Source organism: Streptomyces sp. NPDC088553 (genome assembly GCF_044752965.1).
GTDB lineage: Bacteria > Actinomycetota > Actinomycetes > Streptomycetales > Streptomycetaceae > Streptomyces.
The window spans coordinates 189190-206005 of sequence record NZ_JBIVMG010000009.1 but is presented as its reverse complement, the minus strand read 5'-3'; the positions used below and the strand labels follow the sequence as shown (position 1 = coordinate 206005).

Genomic DNA, 16816 nt, shown 5'->3' with positions numbered 1-16816 from the left:
GGCGGCGTGCACTCCGCGGTCTTCCTGATCGAATTCGGCGCCATCATCCTCGGTCTCGGCCTGCTCGGGCGGCTCGCCGGCCGGTTCAGCTTCTCCCCGATCCCCCTCTACCTCCTCGCCGGGCTCGCCTTCGGCAAGGGCGGCCTGCTGCCGCTCGGCACCAGCGAGGAGTTCGTCGCCATCGGCGCCGAGATCGGGGTGATCCTCCTGCTCCTGATGCTCGGCCTGGAGTACACGGCGAGCGACCTCGTCTCCAACCTCAAGACCCAGTACCCGGCCGGGCTCGTCGACTTCGCCCTCAACGCCCTGCCCGGCGCCGCCGCCGCGCTGCTCCTCGGCTGGGGGCCGGTCGCCGCCGTCGTCCTGGCGGGCGTCACCTGGATCTCGTCGTCCGGCGTCATCGCCAAGGTCCTCGGGGACCTCGGACGCCTCGGCAACCGCGAGACACCGGTCATCCTCAGCATCCTGGTCCTCGAAGACCTCGCCATGGCCGTCTACCTTCCCATCATCACGGCCCTGCTCGCCGGGGTGGGGCTCGCGGCGGGCAGCGCCACGCTCGCCATCGCCCTGGGGGTGGCCGGCGCCGTGCTGTTCGTCGCCGTCCGCTACGGACGGCTGATCTCGCGGTTCGTGTCCAGCGACGACCCGGAGAAGCTGCTCCTCGTCGTCCTCGGCCTGACGCTGCTCGTCGCCGGTGTCGCCCAGCAGCTCCAGGTCTCCGCGGCCGTCGGCGCGTTCCTCGTCGGCATCGCCCTCTCCGGGGAGGTCGCCGACGGGGCCCACGCCCTGCTGAGCCCCCTGCGCGACCTCTTCGCCGCGGTGTTCTTCGTCTTCTTCGGACTGCACACCGACCCCGCCAGCATCCCGCCGGTGCTCCTCCCGGCGTTCGCCCTGGCCGTCGTCACCGCACTGACCAAGATCGCCACCGGTCACTGGGCCGCGCGGCGCGCCGGCATCGGGGTCAAGGGGCGCTGGCGGGCGGGCGGCACGCTGGTGGCGCGCGGCGAGTTCTCCATCGTCATAGCGGGCCTCGCCGTCACCGCGGGGGTGCAACCGCAGCTCGGGCCGTTCGCCACGGCGTACGTGCTGATCCTCGTGGTGATCGGGCCGCTCACCGCCCGCTACACGGAGCCGATCGCCGCGTACCTCCTCCGAGGACGACGAAAGCCGTCGGCCCCGGAGGGCGTGACCGTACGGGAGTCGGCGCCGGCATCGGAGCCGGAGACAGGATCCGAGCCCGTACGCGTACCCGAGCCCGGGTCCGCCTCCGACCGCGTGTGAACGCGGGAGGCCTGTCGCAGCAGGACCGTTCGGCCGCGACAGCTGCGACAGCTGAGTCCGCCGCGACTGCCACGACTGCTGAGTCCGCTGCGTCCGCCCGGACCGCTCAGCCCGCGATCTCGATCGCTTCCCCCTGCGGCGCGGTCCGCTCCACCGGCTGACTGGTCGGCTGCTTCCGCGTGATGCCCTGGAGCAGCTGCGCGAGGTCCACCCCGGTCGTGGAGGAGAGGAGTTCCATGCCCTGGGCGACGTTGTCCGCGACCGTGCGGGACAACTGGCTCGCCCCGTCCGTGGAGATGACCGTCATCTTCTCGACGGCCGACAGCGGCTCGGACGCCTTGGCCACGACCTGGGGCAGGACCTCGACGAGCATCTGGAGGACGGCCGCGTCCCCGTACCGGGCGTAGGCGTCGGCCTTCTTCTGCATGGCCTCGGCCTCGGCGGAGCCCTTCGCGGCGATCGCCGCGGCCTGGGCCTCGCCCTCGATGCGTACGGCGTCGGCGAGGGCCGCGCGGTGCGCCTTCTCGCCCTCACCGGTGAGCCTGGCCCGCTGGGCGTCCGCCTCGGCCTCCTTGACCAGGGCGATACGGCGGGCCTCGGCCTCCTGCTCGGCCTGGTAGCGGGCGGCGTCGGCGGGCTTGCGGACCTGGGTGTCGAGCTGGCGGTCGGTCAGCTCGGCCTGACGCGCGGCGACCTTCTCCTGCTCGGTCAGGATGTCCTGCTGGCGGGCGGCCTCGGCGAGCGGGCCCGCGGCGTTCGCCTGGGCGGCGGCCTCGTCCGTCTGGGCCTTGATCTCGGCCTGCTTCAGGTAGAGGGTCCGCTGCGCGATGGCGATCTCCTCCTCCGCCTTCAGCCTGGCCTGCTCGGCGGCGCGCCGCGCGACGGCCTCGGCGATGTCCGCCTCCTGCTTGGCGCGGGCGGCCTCGGGGCGGCCGAGGTCCTCCAGGTACGAGCCCTCGGTGGTGATGTCCTGGATCTGGAAGGCGTCGAGGACCAGGCCCTGGCCGGAGAGGCTGGCCTCCGCCTCCTCGGCGACCTGACCGGCGAACGCGGCCCGGTCCCGGATGATGTCCTCGACCGACATCCGGCCCACGATGGACCGCAGGGCGCCCGACAGCACCTCCTGGGTGAAGCCGACGATGCCGTCCTGCTGCATCAGGAACCGCTGCGCGGCCGCGCGGATCGAGTCCTCGGTGCCGCCGACCTTGACGATCGCGACACCCTCCAGGTTGGCCTTCACACCGCGCAGGGTGACCGCGCCGCGTACCGCGACCGGGATGTGCCGGCTCGACAGGTCGAGCGTGAACTTCTGCTGCACGAACGGGACGACGAACACACCGCCACCGACCACGACCTTCTGGCCGCTGTTGTCGGTGAACACCCGCCCGGTGGCCGGGTCGGTGGCTTTCTTGCCGCGCCGACCGGTGATGATGAAGGCCTCGCTGGGGCCGGCCACCTTGTAGCGCGTGACGACGACGAGGCCGAGCAGGACGACGAGGACGACTATTCCCACGACAGCGGTCAGGACAGGACTCATGCAGAAATCCCTTCGAATGAGGTGAGCGAACCGAATGAATGAATGAGATGAATGAGATGGATGAACTCGATGAAAAGGGCCGTGCATCGGGGCGCGGCGCGGACGCGGAGGTCAGCGCTCCACAGGGCGGACCGTGACCGACGTCGCCGACAGCACCGACTCCACCCACACCTCGGCGCCCCGCTCGACCGGCGCGGCCGCCTTCGCCGCGTACTTCACCGGCTGGCCCGCCAGATACAGCAGCACCTCGCCGTAGCCCCCGGCCGGAATCGCCGTGACGACCGCTCCCGACGTGCCCGTCAGGTCCTCGCCCCGCGGTGCGCGCGCGTCGCCGTCCCGGAGCAGCGCCCGGCTGAACCGCCAGGTCGCCCAGCCCGCCAGGGCGCCCGCGGCGATGCCGGCGAGGGTCGCGACGACCGCCCCGGCTCCGGCCGCGCCCGTCGTGATCGCGCCCGTGAATCCGAGCGCCGACACGAATCCGGCGATCACCGGGAGCGAGAGAAATCCGTCGAGGCCGCCGCCGATGCTTTCCAGGACGCCGTCGAAGACGAGGGAGAGTGCCAGGACGATCAGCCCCGCGATACCGAATCCCAGAAACCATTCCACGCGCCGATCCCCCTTGATTCCCCGCGATCCTCCGCTATTCCTGAATTGTTCCATGTAAGGAGCGCGTAGGACATGGGTGCCAGCACCCAATGATTCCCGGGAGCGGCCCGGCCGTTCAGTACGATGGGCTGTTGTTCTTACGTGGAGGAGGGCGTCGTGACGGACCGGGGCGAGGGCGGAGCGGAGCCCTCCGCGCGCAGGCGCGGGCAGGGCGAACTGGAGTCCCAGGTGCTCGCCGTGCTGCGCGAGGCGTCCGAACCCGTGCCCGTGGCATGGGTTCGCGAACGCCTCGGCGGCGGTCTCGCCTACACCACCGTCATCACCATCCTCACCCGCCTCCGGGCGAAGGGCGCCGTCGAACGCGAGCGCGCCGGCCGTTCCTTCCGGTGGACGGCGGTCGCCGACGAGGCCGGGCTCGCTGCGCTGCGGATGCGGAAGGTGCTCGACGCGGAGGCGGACCGCCAGGCGGTTCTCGCCAGCTTCGTCACCGGCCTCTCGCCGAACGAGGAGCGACTCCTTCGTGAACTGCTCTCCAAGGCCGCCGAGGAGGAGGAAGGCTAGCCGCCATGGGAGTCTTCGTCTTCCTTCCCCTGGTCCTTCCGCTCACCGCCTGGCCGGTCGCCCGCCTCGCCGAGCAGCGGCTCCACCCCCGTACCGCGACGCGGCTGCTGGCCGCCGTCGCCGGTGTCTCCGCCGTGTGCAGCACCCTCTGCCTGGGCCTGCTCATGATCGTGGGCACCGCACAACTCCCCGGCAACCCGCTCCCCGACAGCTGGTCGGACCCCGATGTGCGCGCGGCCGTCCCGTACGACGAGATCGCCGGCCGCGCGGCCATCCCGGCGCTGCTCGCCGTCCTGGTCTCGTGCGGTGCGGCGGCCTGGCGTCAGGTGCGGGTAAGGCGCCGGGTCGCGGCGGCCCTCGGTGGGCTGCCGCCGACACCCGTCGCCGTGCTGCCGGACCGTACGCCGTACGCCTACGCGGTGGCCGGCGGCCCGGTACGGGGCGGGGGGCGGGACCACGGCCGCCGTCAGGTGCGGGGCGGGGGGAGAGGCAGAGGCAAGGGCCGTGGCCGGGTCGTGGTCAGCACCGGGATGCTCGCGGGCCTCGCCCCCGCCGAACGGCGGGCGCTCTTCGCCCACGAGCGGGCCCATCTGGCCGGGCGGCACCACCGGCACCTCCTGACGGTCCATCTCGCGGCCCGCGCCAACCCGTTCCTGCGGCCGCTGCGTACCGCCGTCTCCTTCACCGCCGAGCGCTGGGCCGACGAGGAGGCGGCCGCCGAGGTCGGCAGCCGCCGCTCCGTCGCCCGAGCGATCGGCAAGGCGGCCCTCCTCGCGCCCCGCGCTCCGGCCGCCGGCCTCCCCGCACTGACGGGCGGCGACGCCGGACCGGTGCCCCGACGGGTCGCTGCCCTGATGCGCCCGGCCCCGGCCGGCCGCGCGTGGCCACCGGCCGGCACGGCCGTCGGCCTCGCCGCCTGGTGCGCCGCCTTCGGCGCGACCGTGTCGGCGCTGTCCTCGGCGAACTCGGCGGTCACGCTCTACCTGGTGCTGCGCGGGGCCGCCTCGCCGATGTAGCCGCGGGAGTCCCCGTCAGAGGTCGAACTCGTGCGGCGGCAGGTCCAGCGTGAAGCAGGCCTCGCGGACCACGGCCTGCTCCGTCTTGTCGAAGTCGCCGTCGGCGCCGCCGATGACGATGCCGATCTGGATGACGGCGCGGGCCTCGGCAGGCTTCTTCTTCGCCTTGGCGATCTCCTGGAGCACGCTCACCTTGCCGAAGTCGAAGTCGGCCGTCAGCTTGTTCAGGTTGTCGTCGAAGCGCCGCTGAAGGTCGAGCGCGTCGAAGTTCTGCAGCACCTCGTTGGTCGAGATGAGCTGGGCGACCCGGCGGCGCTCGGCGGGGTCGATCGTCCCGTCGGCGGCGGCGACCAGCGCGCACATGGCCATGCTCGCGTCCCGGAACGCGCCGCTCTTCAGGTCGTTCTTCTTCGCCACCAGCTGGGTCTGCATCGTCGATGCGGATTCCTTGATGCGGTCCCACAGGGCCATGAGCACTCCAGACGTCGATAACTTCTACGGTCTTGTAGAACGTAGCGGCGGGATGTGGAGTTCCCGGGGACCGTCAGACGCCGAGAAGCTGGAGCGAGGCCCACAGCGCCACCGTCGACGCGGTGAGGGTGGCCGGCACCGTCAGGAGGCCGAGGCGGGTGAACTCCCCGAGGCCGACTGGGTGGTCGTGCTCGTGGGCGATGCGGCGCCAGAGGAGCGTGGCGAGGGAGCCCGCGTACGTGAGGTTGGGGCCGATGTTCACCCCCAGCAGCACGGCGAGCACCGCGCCGGGGCCCGAGGCCGCCGCGAGCGGGACCAGGGCGAGGGTCGCCGGGAGGTTGTTGATGAGGTTGGCCAGGATCGCGGCCACGGCGGCGGTACCGAGCAGGGCCGGCAGCGAGGTGCCGTCGGGGAGGACATGGGAGAGGGCGGTGCCGAGCCCGTTGTCGACGACGGCCCGGACGACGATCCCCAGCGCCAGGACGAACGCCAGGAACGGCAGCGCCGCCGAGCCCACGAGCGCGCGTGGAGAGGTGCTGCGGCGGGCCAGCGCCCGTACGGCGAGCACGGTGGCGCCCGCCGCGGCCGCCCACGCCGGATCCACCCCCGTCGCCGAGGCGAGGGCGAAGCCGCCCAGGGTTCCGGCCACGGTGAGCAGGGCGAAGAGGGGGACGGCCACGGGGGCCGGAGGGTCGGTGGGGGCGGCCGCGGCAGCCAGGTCGCGCGCGAAGAAGCGGCGGAAGACGCCGTACTCGACGGCGATCGCGGCGAGCCAGGGGAGCAGCATCAGCAGCGCGAACCGGGTGAAGCCGAGCCCGGTGGCCGTGAACGCCAGCAGGTTCGTGAGGTTCGAGACCGGCAGGAGCAGCGAGGCCGTGTTGGACAGATGGGCGCTCGCGTAGGCGTGGGGCCCGGGCCGGGCCCCCATCCGGGCGGCCGTCGCGAAGACCACCGGGGTGAGCAGGACCACCGTCGCGTCGAGGCTCAGGACGGCGGTGATCAGCGAGGCGAGGGCGAAGACGGCGCCGAGCAGTCGCTGCGGGCGCCGGCGGGACCAGCGGGCCATCCAGGTGCCGCAGGCGTGGAAGAGCCCTTCGTCGTCGCAGAGCTTGGCGAGGACGAGGACGGCCGCCAGGAATCCGATCACCGGCCCGAGGCGCTCCGCCTCCTCGCGTACGGCCTCGGGGGTGACCGCGCCCACGGCGAGCACGGCGCCGGCGGCGGGTACGGCGAAGACCGCCTCGGGCAGGCGGAACGGGCGGACGACGGCGCAGATCAGCACCACGGCCAGGGCGAGCACGGAAACGGACGGAGCGAGCATGCGTTCGATGATCCGGGTCGGCCGGAGCGGCTCCGCAGGGGGGTGCGCGACGGGACTCCCCGCCCCGTGCTGCCGCCGCGTTCCTTCGCCCCGTACTTCCTCGGCGTACTTCCTGGGCCCCGGAGAAACGTGACATTGTACGATGCACCCCCGTGACTTCTCGGAGGACGCACGATGGGTGACCTGAAACAGTACGGTCTCGTCAGAGCCCAGGAGCGGCTCCGCGACCAGGTCGGGCACGCCCTCCGCGCGGCCCTCATCGCCGGCGAACTGCGCCCCGGCCAGGTCTACTCGGCCCCCGGACTCGCGAGCGACCTCGGCGTCTCCGCGACCCCGGTCCGCGAGGCCATGCTCGACCTGGCGCGGGAGGGCCTGGTCGAACCCGTCCGCAACAAGGGATTCCGCATCACCGAGGTCAGCGAGCGGGACCTCGACCAGTTCACCGAACTGCGCACCCTCATCGAGGTGCCCACCGTCGGGCGGGTCACGAGGAAGGCGGACCGCGAGCAGCTGGAGGCGCTGCGCCCGATCGCCGAGGAGATCGTCTCGTGCGCCCGGGGGCACGACCTCATCGGCTATCTGGAGGCGGACCGCCGCTTCCACCTCGCGCTGCTCGCGCTCTCCGGCAACGACCGGCTGGTCGAGACGGTGGGGGACCTGCGCAAGCGCTCCCGGCTCTACGGTCTGACCGGTCTGGACGAGGCGGGCAAGCTCGTCTCCTCCGCCGAGGAGCACCTCGAACTCCTCGACCTGATGATCGCCGGAGACGCGCGTGGCGCCGAGGCGTGCATGCGGCGTCACCTCGGGCACGTACGGTCGCTGTGGGCCGAGGGCCGCGACGAACCGGTCGGACGGCGGGGGTAGCCGACGGGCGCGCCCGCCATCCTCCCGCAGCCTCAACCGGCCATGTGGTGACCGGAGTTCGGACAGCCTGGACAGTATCGGCGGTCTCTATATGCTGACGGCATGCTCCCTGCCGCCGCCGAGTCCGCGCACGCCCCCGCCTCCGTCTCCGCCGCTCCCGCGCCGGCCACCGCCTCCCGGCTGGCCGGCGTCGGCGCCTCGCCGGTACGCGAGATCCTGGCGCTGACCGCGCGGCCGAGGTGATCTCGTTCGCCGGCGGCCTGCCCGCCCCCGAGCTGTTCGACGTCGCGGGCATCCGGTCGGCGTACGACAAGGTCCTCACGGAGAACCCGGAGTACGCGCTCCAGTACTCGACCACCGAGGGCGACCCGGAGCTGCGTGCCGCCATCGCCGCCCGGCTGGCCGCACGTGCACTCCCCACCGGCCCCGACGACCTGCTCGTCACGACGGGCTCGCAGCAGGCACTCACCCTCCTCACCACCGCCCTCGTCGAACCGGGCGCCGTGGTGCTCGTCGAGGACCCCTGCTACCTCGCCGCCCTCCAGACCTTCGGCTTCGCCGGCGCGCGGGTCGTTCCCGTACCCACCGACGACGACGGCATCATCCCGGAGGCCCTGGAGGAGATCGCGGCCCGAGAGAAGCCGGCCCTCCTCTATCTCGTGCCCACCTTCCAGAACCCCACGGGCCGTACCCTCCCCGCCGAGCGCCGTACCGCCGTCGCCAGGGCCGCCGCGCGGACCGGGTTCTGGATCGTCGAGGACGATCCGTACGGCGAGCTGCGGTACGACGGTGAGCGCGTCCCCTGGATCGCCGCCGACCCCGCGGCCGCCGACCGCACCGTGCTGCTCGGCTCCTTCTCCAAGGTGATGGCCCCCGGCCTCCGGCTCGGCTACCTGCGCGCCCCCGCCGGCCTCCGGCGCGCCTGCGTGATCGCCAAGCAGGCCGCCGACCTGCACACCTCGACCATCGACCAGGCCGCGGCCGCGCGTTATCTGCGCGACAGCGATCTCGACGCGCACGTCGCGGTGATACGGGCCGCGTACCAGGAGCGCAGGGACGCCATGCTCGAAGGCCTGCCGGCCGCGCTGCCCGAGGGCAGCCGGTGGAACCGGCCGGACGGCGGCATGTTCATCTGGGCGACGCTGCCCGCCGGCCACGACGCGACGGCGCTCCTGAAGACCGCGGTCGGCCATGAGGTGGCGTACGTGCCGGGGGCACCGTTCTTCTGCGGCGAGCCGGACCCGGGCGCGATGCGGCTCTCGTTCACCACGCATTCGGCCGACGAGATCAGGGAGGGCCTGCACAGGCTCGCCAAGAGCTTCGGCAAGTAGCTGTTCCCCCCCCCGCCCGGATCACGCCTCGTCGGCGGGCCGGGTGAAGCGGCCGCTCGGCTCCCCGCGGAGCCGGCCGGCCGGAAGCCTGCGGCCGTAGGCCAGCAGCAGGAGGTCCTGGGCGCTGCCGAACACGGGGGTGCCGGCGCCGTACGACCAGTCGAGGTCCTCGGCGCACAGCCGCACCCCGTCGAGGCGGGCGCCGAAGAACCTCAGGCCGCTGGGCCGGATCTGGTCCAGCAGGATGCGCAGCCGGTCCTCGGGGACACGCCGGTCGAGGCCGAGAGCGACGGTGATGTCCAGGCCGTGCACCACGTCATGGCCGAGTGCCGCCGCGAACCCGCCGACCGGTGGCGTCCACGGGTGGTCGGCGTTCTCCCGCAGGAACGCGGCGAGCGCGGTGGTGGAATGGGCGGCCGCGTCCCTGCGCGCCACCCGGTCGGTCATGCGGTGGAGGTTCCCGCGAGCCCTGACCAAGGCGCCCAGCGTCGCGGGCAGGGAGAGCCGGAACCCCATCGACATGTGCGCCGCGACCTCACGGACACGCCAACCCGCGCACAGACTCCGCTCGTTCCAGCGCGCGCACGGCAGATCGTCGAACAGGTCCGCCAGTTCCCGGCGTTCGGCCGCGATCGCGGCCCTGACCTCGGTGCTGTTCCCCTTGCGGGCTGTGGCCTTCTCCATGGGACCCACCCTGAGGCCCGCCAGACGACAACGCCAATAGATGGTTCTGCTGCCACCTAGAATCGACGCTTATGGAGCTTCGTCAGCTGCGCTACTTCGTCTCCGTCGTCGAGGAGGGCGGATTCACCCGGGCCGCGGCCCGGCTCCACCTGGCCCAGCCCGGCCTCAGCGCCCAGATCCGGCAGCTGGAGAAGGAGTTGGGGCAGCCGCTGCTCGACCGCTCCGGCCGTTCGGTGACGCCGACCGAGGTCGGCCGGGCCGTCCTGCCCTACGCCCGCGCCGCACTGGCCGCCGCGGACGCCGTGCGGCAGACGGTGGACGCGTACACGGGACTGCTGCGCGGCCGGGTCACCCTCGGCCTGGTGTCCGGCGGCGCCGGGCACGCCTTCGACATCGCCGGCTTCCTCGCGGACTTCCACGAGGACCACCCCTCGGTGGAGGTGGCCCTCACCGAGGACACCACGGAACGCATGCGGGCCGCGCTCCTCGCCGGCGAGCTCGACATCGCCTTCCTCGGGACCGCGGTGGCGGAGCCACCGCCGGGAGCCGCCTTCCAGCTGGTGATCGACGTCCCCCTGGTCGCCCTCGTCGCGCCCGGCGATCCGCTGCTCGCCCACGTCGACGGCACGACCGTGCCGCTCGCCGCCCTGCGCGACCGGCCGCTGATCTGCCTGCCGCGCGGCACCGGGGTGCGCGCCGCGCTCGAACGAGGCTGTGCGCAGGCGGGGTTCCGGCCCCGGGTCACCTTCGAGGCGGCGGCACCGGACGTGCCGGCGCGGCTCGCCGCGCGGGGCCTCGGCGTCGCCGTACTACCTGCCGGAGAGGACGGACCACCCTCCGACGGGCGGCTCCGCACCCTGCGGATCGTCGAGCCCGAGATGCGCGGCCGCCTCGCGCTCGCCTGGCAGGCCACCGGCCCTTCGAGCCCCGCGGCCAGAGTCCTCCTCGACCGCCTGCGCGAAGCCCTCCCGAAGCCCCGTCCCATCGAGGAGCCGGCCGGTCGGTCCTGAGCCGCATGGCGGGCGCGGGAGCCGGCCGGTCGGTCCTGAGCCGCGGGGCGGCCGCGAGCCGTGCTCCGTCCCGCGGCTCTCAGTCGCCGGGGAAGAAGTCGGCGCTCTGGACGTACTCCATGGCCTCGGTGAACTCCGGGTCGCCGAGACGACGTTCCATCTCCTCAGGGCTCACGTCCTCCACACGGGTCTGGATCCAGTACAGGTTGCCCAGCGGGTCACGTACGCGTCCGACCCGGTCGCCGAAGAACAGATGGGTGACCTCGGTGACCGAGGTGCCGCCGGCCGCGACGGCCCGCCGGTGCGCGGCGTCGGCGTCGTCCACGTACAGACGGAGGAAGCCGGGGGTCGCCGGCCACTCCGGTCGCGCGTCGAACATCATCACCACCGAGTCGCCGATCCGGACCTCGGCGTGCTGGACGCTCCCGTCCTCGCCGGTCAGGCACGCGAGCTCCGCCGCGCCGAAGGCCCGCTTCAGGAAGTCGATGAGCCGCACGGTGTCGCGCGAGATGATCCACGGCGTCACCGTGTGGTAGCCCTGGGGAACGGGATCGACGGACATCTGACTGCCTCCTGGGACGCGCGTGCCTCGACGGGATGACGACGCTAGCCCCGATATAGGACGGTTCATGGCCTAGAAGGACCCGGCTCCCCGAGAGACGAGACCCGGCGCCCTCACCCGGCCATCGGGCCCGCCACCCCCACCTGGCCATCACCTCGTGTCGTTGTTGGGCCGAACGGGTGAGGAGCGGGAGGATGTCCCCATGAGTAGGTACGAGAGGTACGACGTCACCGACGAGCAGTGGGAGGGCCTCGCCCAGGTCGTGCCCCTGCGCGGCCGTGACGAATGGCCGTCCAGGGTCGACCACCGCACGATCCCCGAGCAGTACGAATCCGCCGAGCAGCGCCGCATGGTCGTGCTCCGCGTGCAGGTGTTCGCCGACGCCCGCGAGGTCGCCGAGTACCTCATCGCACAGATCCCGGTGCTCCTCGACCTGACGAGCGCCGACACCGAGGTCGCCAAGCGCATCCTCGACTTCAGCAGTGGTGTGGTCTTCGGTCTCGGCAGCGGGATGCACCGCGTCGACCGGAACGTCTTTCTCCTCGCCCCGGCCGGTACGGAGGTCGAGGGTGCGGAAGGCGAGGACGAGGAGGGTGTCGTGGGCGGCCGGACCGCCGGCGTCCCCCGATCGTAGGAAGGTCATCTAGCCGTAACGGTTCGTCAGGGAACGGACTGCGTACGGTCCGGGCATGGACCTCACCGGTGGCTTCACGCTCGACCACTCCTCCTCCACGACTGCCCCTTCCTCCCGCGCCCCTTCCCTGGGCGTACCGTCCGGTGGCGCGTCCTCCGTGGAGGCACCGTCCGGCGGCACTTCCTCCGCGGGGGCCGCGCCGCGGCTGCCGCCGCAGGGCGGGGCCGGGCGGAGGGCCGAGAAGGGGTCCGCCCGTGGGGGAGGCGGCGGGGGACTCCGGGCGCGGCCCGCCGTCACCGAGCTGCGGTTGTCCGCGTTCGCCGGTCACCGCTCCGCCGTGCACGCCCTGGGGCCGGTCACCCTCTTCACCGGGCCCAGCGGCAGCGGAAAGTCCACCACCCTGCGGGCGTACGAGGCACTGGCCCGGCTCAGCGCGGGTGACACCCTCGACGAGGTGTTCCCCGACGCGGCCCACTGCGTCCCCGAGCGGGCCCGGCCCGACGCCCAGGGCCGACGCGGCTTCCGCATCGGGTGCACGGTCGACGGACCCGAGGGCCCGGTCCACCTGGACCTCGCCGTCCAGGCCGAACCACGGCTCCGTATCGTCGGCGAACGGCTCACCGGCCGGGGCCGCACCCTCCTCGCCACCGCCCTGCGCGACCCGGGCCGCCCCACCGTCCAGGCCGAGTGGCACACCGCCGGCACCACGCCCGTCACCCGGGCCCCCTTCCCCGACGACCTCCTCGGTACGGCCCTGCTGCCGCTGCGGGTCGCCGGCAAGACCCCCGGACAGCTCGAAGTGCTCGCCGCCGCCGAGCAGGTGGTGGTCGGGCTGCGGTCCGCGTTCGCCTGCGACCCCCGGCCCGAGCGGATGCGTGCTCCCGTACCGCCGGGCGAGGGGCGGCTGCGGCGCGACTGCGGCAACCTCGCCGAGGTCCTGCACCGCACCCACACGGACTGCCCGCGCCGGCACCACCGCCTCGCGGCCGTGGCGGCGGCGGGCTGCGTGGGACCCGTCACCGGACTCGGGGTGCGGGAACTCCCGGAGGGCACCGTTCGGGCCGTACTCGAACGGGGCGGCCGGCCCGCGACCCCGCTCGCCCGGCTCGGGGACGGGGAACTGCGCTATCTCGCGCTCGCGCTGACGCTGCTCACGGGCCCCGGCATCCTGGAGATGGACCGGATCGCCGAGGTGCCCGAGGCCATGCAGTCCCTCGCGCTGCTCGCCGACGGCCTCGACCGCGGGCTCGACGAGCGGCAGGTCGGCGAACTGCTCGGCCTCGCCACGGGCATCGCCGCCGACGGGCACATCCGGGTGGCCGGCACGGTCGGGGAGCGGGCGGCGGCGCAGGCCCGCCGGACGCCCGGGGCGACGGTGGTGGAGCTCGGCGAGTGACGGGACTGGTGGCACGGCCGAGACCGGGCCTCGTGGCACGGCCGAGGTGACGGGCTCGGTGGTAGACCTGGGCGGGTGACGGACAACGACGTAGCGGGACTGCAGCGCAGGCTGGCCGAGTTCGCGGCGGCCCGCGACTGGCGGCCTTACCACACGCCCAAGAACCTGGCGGCGGCGCTCAGCGTGGAGGCGGCCGAACTCCTGGAGATCTTCCAGTGGTTGACCCCCGAGCAGGCGGAGCGGGTGATGGACGACCCGGAGTCGGCGCACCGGGTCGCCGACGAGGTGGCGGACGTCCTCGCCTACCTCCTCCAGTTCTGTGACGTGCTCGGGGTCGATCCGCTGGCCGCGCTCGCGGCCAAGATCGACCGGAACGAGGTCCGATTTCCCGTCCGGAGGCGGGGCGGAGGGCGGGGGGAAGGGGGTGAGGAAGGGGATTCGAGCAGAGATCGTCACTCTTCGGAGTGATCGACTTTTCCCCGTCGAGCCTCCTGTCCACAGATTTCCGAATTCCCCTGGTGTTGGGGCTCAGGCCGCCTCACTCTGGGTAGTGGACTCAGTGGGCAGATAAGTCGTACGAACGGGGGCGGCGTTGATGGAAGCGGAACGACTCGTCGCGCTTGGCCGGCACGCGCTGGCGGAGAGCGGATCGGCGCAGGACATCGTGGCGGAGGCCTGGCAGGCACAGGCGCTCGCCCAGGCGATAGGGAATCATCTCGCGCTCTGCGGACCGCAGGAACTGCGCGGCGAGGCGCGGGGACTGAGCGAGATCGGGGAGTACCCGGCGTGGGGTGCCGGTGGGCCGCGTGCGGCCCGGTTGTCGGAGGTGGCGGACCCGCGCGGGGCGTTGACCGCGCTCGGGGAGCTGCTCGGGGAGGTGGGCATCGCGCTGGTCGGCGTGGCCTGCGCCACCGACGAGGAGGGGCTCTACTGGCAGTGCATCGAGGCCATCGACGCCGCCGACGAGTCGAGCGACCGGGTCCGCGGGATGCTGCGGCGCCTCGCCGTGCGGGACGGGGAGCGGGCCCGCCCGCCCGACGCCGCCCGGGGCCGCGCGGGCCCCGGACGGGGCCGGTGGTGAACGGCGTACGGCTGGGCTGCTGGGGCTGGTGTCTGGTGCTAGGGCTGGGGTTGGTGGGGATCGGTCTTGTGGTGGGCGGCCCGGTCCGGAGCGGGGCGGTCGGACGGGGACGGGTCCGGAGCGAGGCGGTCGGACGTGGACTGGAGGTCGGCGTCCAGCTGGTTGAGGTCGGCCGAGAGCGCCGCCATCAGTTCTTCCATCTGCTGGAGCAGGCCCTTGGGGGCGCCGGCGCCCTTCTGCTCGGGCACGGACCGCGGCGCCGGGTGTTCGGGCACGGCCTGCTCCGGCGCGGCTTCCTGGGACATGGGGGCCTCCTCGGCCCGGACCCCGCCGCCGAGGACGGGGCCACGAGAGAGAGCGACGCACCGGCAGCGGCCGCCGGCACGCGGGCCGGGCGGTCCGGCTCCGCCCGAGCCAACGACGGGTGCCGGGCCCCGGTCACTGGCCGGGGCGGACGCGGCCCGCCGGAGGGCGGGATATTCACCCGACCGAGCCGGGGCGCGCAAGGAGCTGACGGAGAGGTTGACACGCACCCGACGGTGCAGGATGGAGGCATGGATCTCCGTATCTTCACCGAACCCCAGCAGGGGGCCGACTACGGCACCCTCCTCACGGTGGCCAGGGCCACCGAGGAGCTCGGATTCGACGCCTTCTTCCGCTCCGACCACTACCTCAGCATGGGCTCCGCCGACGGACTGCCCGGACCGACCGACGCCTGGATCACCCTGGCCGGGCTCGCCCGGGAGACCAAGCGGATCCGCCTCGGCACCCTGATGACGGCCGGGACCTTCCGGCTCCCCGGCGTGCTCGCCATCCAGGTCGCCCAGGTGGACCGGATGTCCGGCGGACGCGTCGAACTCGGGCTCGGCGCGGGCTGGTTCGAGGAGGAGCACAAGGCCTACGGCATTCCGTTCCCGAAGGAGAAGTTCGGCCGGCTCGAGGAGCAGCTGGCGATCGTCACCGGTCTGTGGGAGACCGAGATCGGCAAGACCTTCAGCTACGAGGGAGAGTTCTACCGGCTCAGCGACTCCCCGGCGCTGCCCAAGCCCGCGCAGGACAGGATCCCGGTCCTGATCGGCGGTCACGGCGCGAGCCGTACGCCGCGGCTGGCCGCGCGGTACGCGGACGAGTTCAACATCCCGTTCGCCTCGATCGGGGACAGCGAGCGGCAGTTCGGCCGGGTCAGGGCCGCGGCCGAGGAGGCAGGGCGGGCACCCGACGACCTGGTGTACTCCAACGCCCTGGTCGTCTGTGTCGGCAAGGACGACGCGGAGGTCGCCCGGCGGGCCGCCGCGATCGGGCGGGACGTTGACGAGCTGAAGGCGAACGGTCTGGCGGGTTCGCCCGCCGAGGTCGTCGACAAGATCGGGCGGTACGCGGCGATCGGATCCTCCCGGGTCTACCTCCAGGTCCTCGACCTGGACGATCTGGACCACCTGGAGCTGATCTCGGCGCGGGTCCAGTCGCAGCTGGGATGAGCGGGGTGATCCGATGAAGCCGGTCCGTACGCTCGCCGAAGCCCTCGGGGCGGGGGTCCTCGTCCTCGACGGCGGGCTGTCCAACCAGCTGGAGGCACAGGGCTGCGACCTGTCGGACGCGCTCTGGTCCGCGCGGCTCCTGGCCGACGGACCCGAGCAGATCGAGGCGGCCCACGCGGCGTACGTACGGGCCGGCGCCCGGGTGCTCATCACCTCCAGCTACCAGGCCACCTTCGAGGGCTTCGCCCGGCGGGGCGTGGACCGGGAGGAGGCGGCGCGGCTGATCGCGCGGAGCGTGGAGCTCGCCCGGGCCGCGGCGGCGGGGGCGGGGGCGGGGGTGTGGGTCGCCGGGTCCGTGGGGCCGTACGGCGCGATGCTCGCGGACGGGAGCGAGTACCGGGGACGGTACGGGCTGTCCGTGCGGGAACTGGAGGCGTTCCACCGGCCCCGGATCGAGGCGCTGGCGGCGGCGGAGCCGGACGTGCTGGCGCTGGAGACCGTTCCGGACGTGACCGAGGCGGAGGCGCTGCTGCGGGCGGCCGAGGGGTGTGGGGTGCCGGTGTGGCTCTCGTACACGGTCGAGGGCGGGCGGACCCGGGCCGGGCAGGACCTGGCGGAGGCCTTCGCGGTCGCCGAGGGGAACGACCGGGTCGTCGCCGTCGGGGTCAACTGCTGCGACCCGGCGGAGGCCGGACCCGCCGTGGAGCTCGCCGTCGCCGTGACCGGGAAGCCGGCCGTGGTCTACCCCAACAGCGGGGAGCGTTGGGACGCCCGCGCGCGGGGCTGGCGCGGCGACATCGCCTTCGATCCGGCCCGGGCCACCGACTGGGCCGCGTCCGGCGCCCGGCTCATCGGCGGGTGCTGCCGGGTCGGCCCGGCGACGATCTCCGCCCTCGGCACGTCCCTGGTCACCGGCGAGGGCGAGGGCTGACCGCGCCCCCGCCGGGTCCGCCGTCGGCCCGGACCCCGGCACCGGCGCCGCC

At 73.4% G+C, this 16816-nt stretch carries 18 protein-coding genes and 1 pseudogene; 12 read left to right on the top strand and 7 right to left on the bottom strand.

What is annotated here, in order from left to right; genetic code table 11:
• Positions 1-6: 6 nt before the first annotated feature.
• Entirely contained in the window at positions 7-1281 is a 1275-nt protein-coding gene (locus ACIP8Z_RS29360; protein ID WP_402088729.1) for a cation:proton antiporter, read from the top strand.
• A 106-nt stretch (positions 1282-1387) separates the two neighbouring features.
• On the opposite strand, the gene ACIP8Z_RS29355 is transcribed toward ACIP8Z_RS29360, so the two are convergent.
• Both ACIP8Z_RS29355 and ACIP8Z_RS29350 read right to left on the bottom strand, forming a co-directional pair.
• The gene (locus tag ACIP8Z_RS29355) at positions 1388-2818 is read right to left on the bottom strand and encodes a flotillin family protein (protein WP_402088727.1); all 1431 of its coding nucleotides are present in this window, start codon (positions 2816-2818) and stop codon (positions 1388-1390) included.
• A gap of 111 nt (positions 2819-2929) precedes the next feature.
• A complete protein-coding gene (locus ACIP8Z_RS29350) occupies positions 2930-3424 on the bottom strand; it encodes a hypothetical protein (RefSeq protein ID WP_402088724.1) in 495 nt (164 codons plus the stop codon).
• A 156-nt stretch (positions 3425-3580) separates the two neighbouring features.
• On the opposite strand from ACIP8Z_RS29350, the gene ACIP8Z_RS29345 reads away from it, so the two are divergent.
• Together ACIP8Z_RS29345 and ACIP8Z_RS29340 are read left to right on the top strand one after the other, a co-directional pair.
• A complete protein-coding gene (locus tag ACIP8Z_RS29345; RefSeq protein WP_319321300.1) occupies positions 3581-3985 on the top strand; it encodes a BlaI/MecI/CopY family transcriptional regulator in 405 nt (134 codons plus the stop codon).
• 5 nt (positions 3986-3990) lie between these two features.
• Positions 3991-5001 carry a M56 family metallopeptidase gene (locus ACIP8Z_RS29340; RefSeq protein ID WP_402088721.1) on the top strand — a complete coding sequence of 337 codons (1011 nt, stop codon included), beginning with the start codon at positions 3991-3993 and terminating at the stop codon, positions 4999-5001.
• Between the two features lie 15 nt (positions 5002-5016).
• Here the strand turns inward: ACIP8Z_RS29340 and ACIP8Z_RS29335 are convergent, their stop codons facing one another.
• A complete protein-coding gene (locus ACIP8Z_RS29335) occupies positions 5017-5472 on the bottom strand; it encodes a tellurite resistance TerB family protein (RefSeq protein WP_030322780.1) in 456 nt (151 codons plus the stop codon).
• Between the two features lie 73 nt (positions 5473-5545).
• Positions 5546-6793, bottom strand: a complete 1248-nt coding sequence (locus tag ACIP8Z_RS29330) for an SLC13 family permease (protein ID WP_402088719.1) — start codon at positions 6791-6793, stop codon at positions 5546-5548.
• A gap of 174 nt (positions 6794-6967) precedes the next feature.
• Between ACIP8Z_RS29330 and ACIP8Z_RS29325 the strand changes: the two genes are divergently transcribed.
• Both ACIP8Z_RS29325 and ACIP8Z_RS29320 read left to right on the top strand, forming a co-directional pair.
• Complete coding sequence (locus tag ACIP8Z_RS29325) at positions 6968-7657, top strand: GntR family transcriptional regulator (RefSeq protein ID WP_402088716.1); 690 nt, start codon at positions 6968-6970, stop codon at positions 7655-7657.
• Positions 7658-7759: 102 nt separating this feature from the next.
• A pseudogene (locus ACIP8Z_RS29320) lies at positions 7760-8988 on the top strand (PLP-dependent aminotransferase family protein).
• 21 nt (positions 8989-9009) lie between these two features.
• On the opposite strand, the gene ACIP8Z_RS29315 reads toward ACIP8Z_RS29320, so the two are convergent.
• A complete protein-coding gene (locus tag ACIP8Z_RS29315) occupies positions 9010-9672 on the bottom strand; it encodes a maleylpyruvate isomerase family mycothiol-dependent enzyme (protein ID WP_402088714.1) in 663 nt (220 codons plus the stop codon).
• Positions 9673-9743: 71 nt separating this feature from the next.
• Here ACIP8Z_RS29315 and ACIP8Z_RS29310 point away from each other — a divergent pair, with 71 nt between their 5' ends.
• Positions 9744-10682, top strand: coding sequence for a LysR family transcriptional regulator (locus tag ACIP8Z_RS29310; protein ID WP_402088711.1), 939 nt, complete (start codon positions 9744-9746; stop codon positions 10680-10682).
• A 79-nt stretch (positions 10683-10761) separates the two neighbouring features.
• On the opposite strand, the gene ACIP8Z_RS29305 is transcribed toward ACIP8Z_RS29310, so the two are convergent.
• The gene (locus tag ACIP8Z_RS29305) at positions 10762-11244 is read right to left on the bottom strand and encodes a VOC family protein (RefSeq protein WP_402088708.1); all 483 of its coding nucleotides are present in this window, start codon (positions 11242-11244) and stop codon (positions 10762-10764) included.
• A 202-nt stretch (positions 11245-11446) separates the two neighbouring features.
• On the opposite strand from ACIP8Z_RS29305, the gene ACIP8Z_RS29300 reads away from it, so the two are divergent.
• The 4 genes from ACIP8Z_RS29300 to ACIP8Z_RS29285 all read left to right on the top strand — a co-directional run bounded on the left by ACIP8Z_RS29300 (position 11447) and on the right by ACIP8Z_RS29285 (position 14355).
• Positions 11447-11878, top strand: coding sequence for a cell division protein SepF (locus tag ACIP8Z_RS29300; protein ID WP_030322791.1), 432 nt, complete (start codon positions 11447-11449; stop codon positions 11876-11878).
• 55 nt (positions 11879-11933) lie between these two features.
• On the top strand, positions 11934-13274 hold the full coding sequence (locus ACIP8Z_RS29295) for an ATP-binding protein (protein ID WP_402088705.1): 1341 nt from the start codon (positions 11934-11936) through the stop codon (positions 13272-13274).
• 75 nt (positions 13275-13349) lie between these two features.
• The gene (locus ACIP8Z_RS29290; protein WP_402088702.1) at positions 13350-13742 is read left to right on the top strand and encodes a nucleotide pyrophosphohydrolase; all 393 of its coding nucleotides are present in this window, start codon (positions 13350-13352) and stop codon (positions 13740-13742) included.
• Between the two features lie 127 nt (positions 13743-13869).
• On the top strand, positions 13870-14355 hold the full coding sequence (locus ACIP8Z_RS29285; protein WP_229312887.1) for a DUF6099 family protein: 486 nt from the start codon (positions 13870-13872) through the stop codon (positions 14353-14355).
• A gap of 38 nt (positions 14356-14393) precedes the next feature.
• Here ACIP8Z_RS29285 and ACIP8Z_RS29280 read toward each other — a convergent pair whose 3' ends face one another.
• A complete protein-coding gene (locus tag ACIP8Z_RS29280) occupies positions 14394-14660 on the bottom strand; it encodes a hypothetical protein (protein WP_402088699.1) in 267 nt (88 codons plus the stop codon).
• Positions 14661-14909: 249 nt separating this feature from the next.
• On the opposite strand from ACIP8Z_RS29280, the gene ACIP8Z_RS29275 reads away from it, so the two are divergent.
• Both ACIP8Z_RS29275 and mmuM read left to right on the top strand, forming a co-directional pair.
• Positions 14910-15833, top strand: a complete 924-nt coding sequence (locus tag ACIP8Z_RS29275; RefSeq protein WP_402088697.1) for an LLM class F420-dependent oxidoreductase — start codon at positions 14910-14912, stop codon at positions 15831-15833.
• Positions 15834-15846: 13 nt separating this feature from the next.
• Positions 15847-16764, top strand: coding sequence for a homocysteine S-methyltransferase (gene mmuM, locus ACIP8Z_RS29270; RefSeq protein ID WP_402088694.1), 918 nt, complete (start codon positions 15847-15849; stop codon positions 16762-16764).
• The last annotated feature ends 52 nt before the right edge of the window (positions 16765-16816 follow it).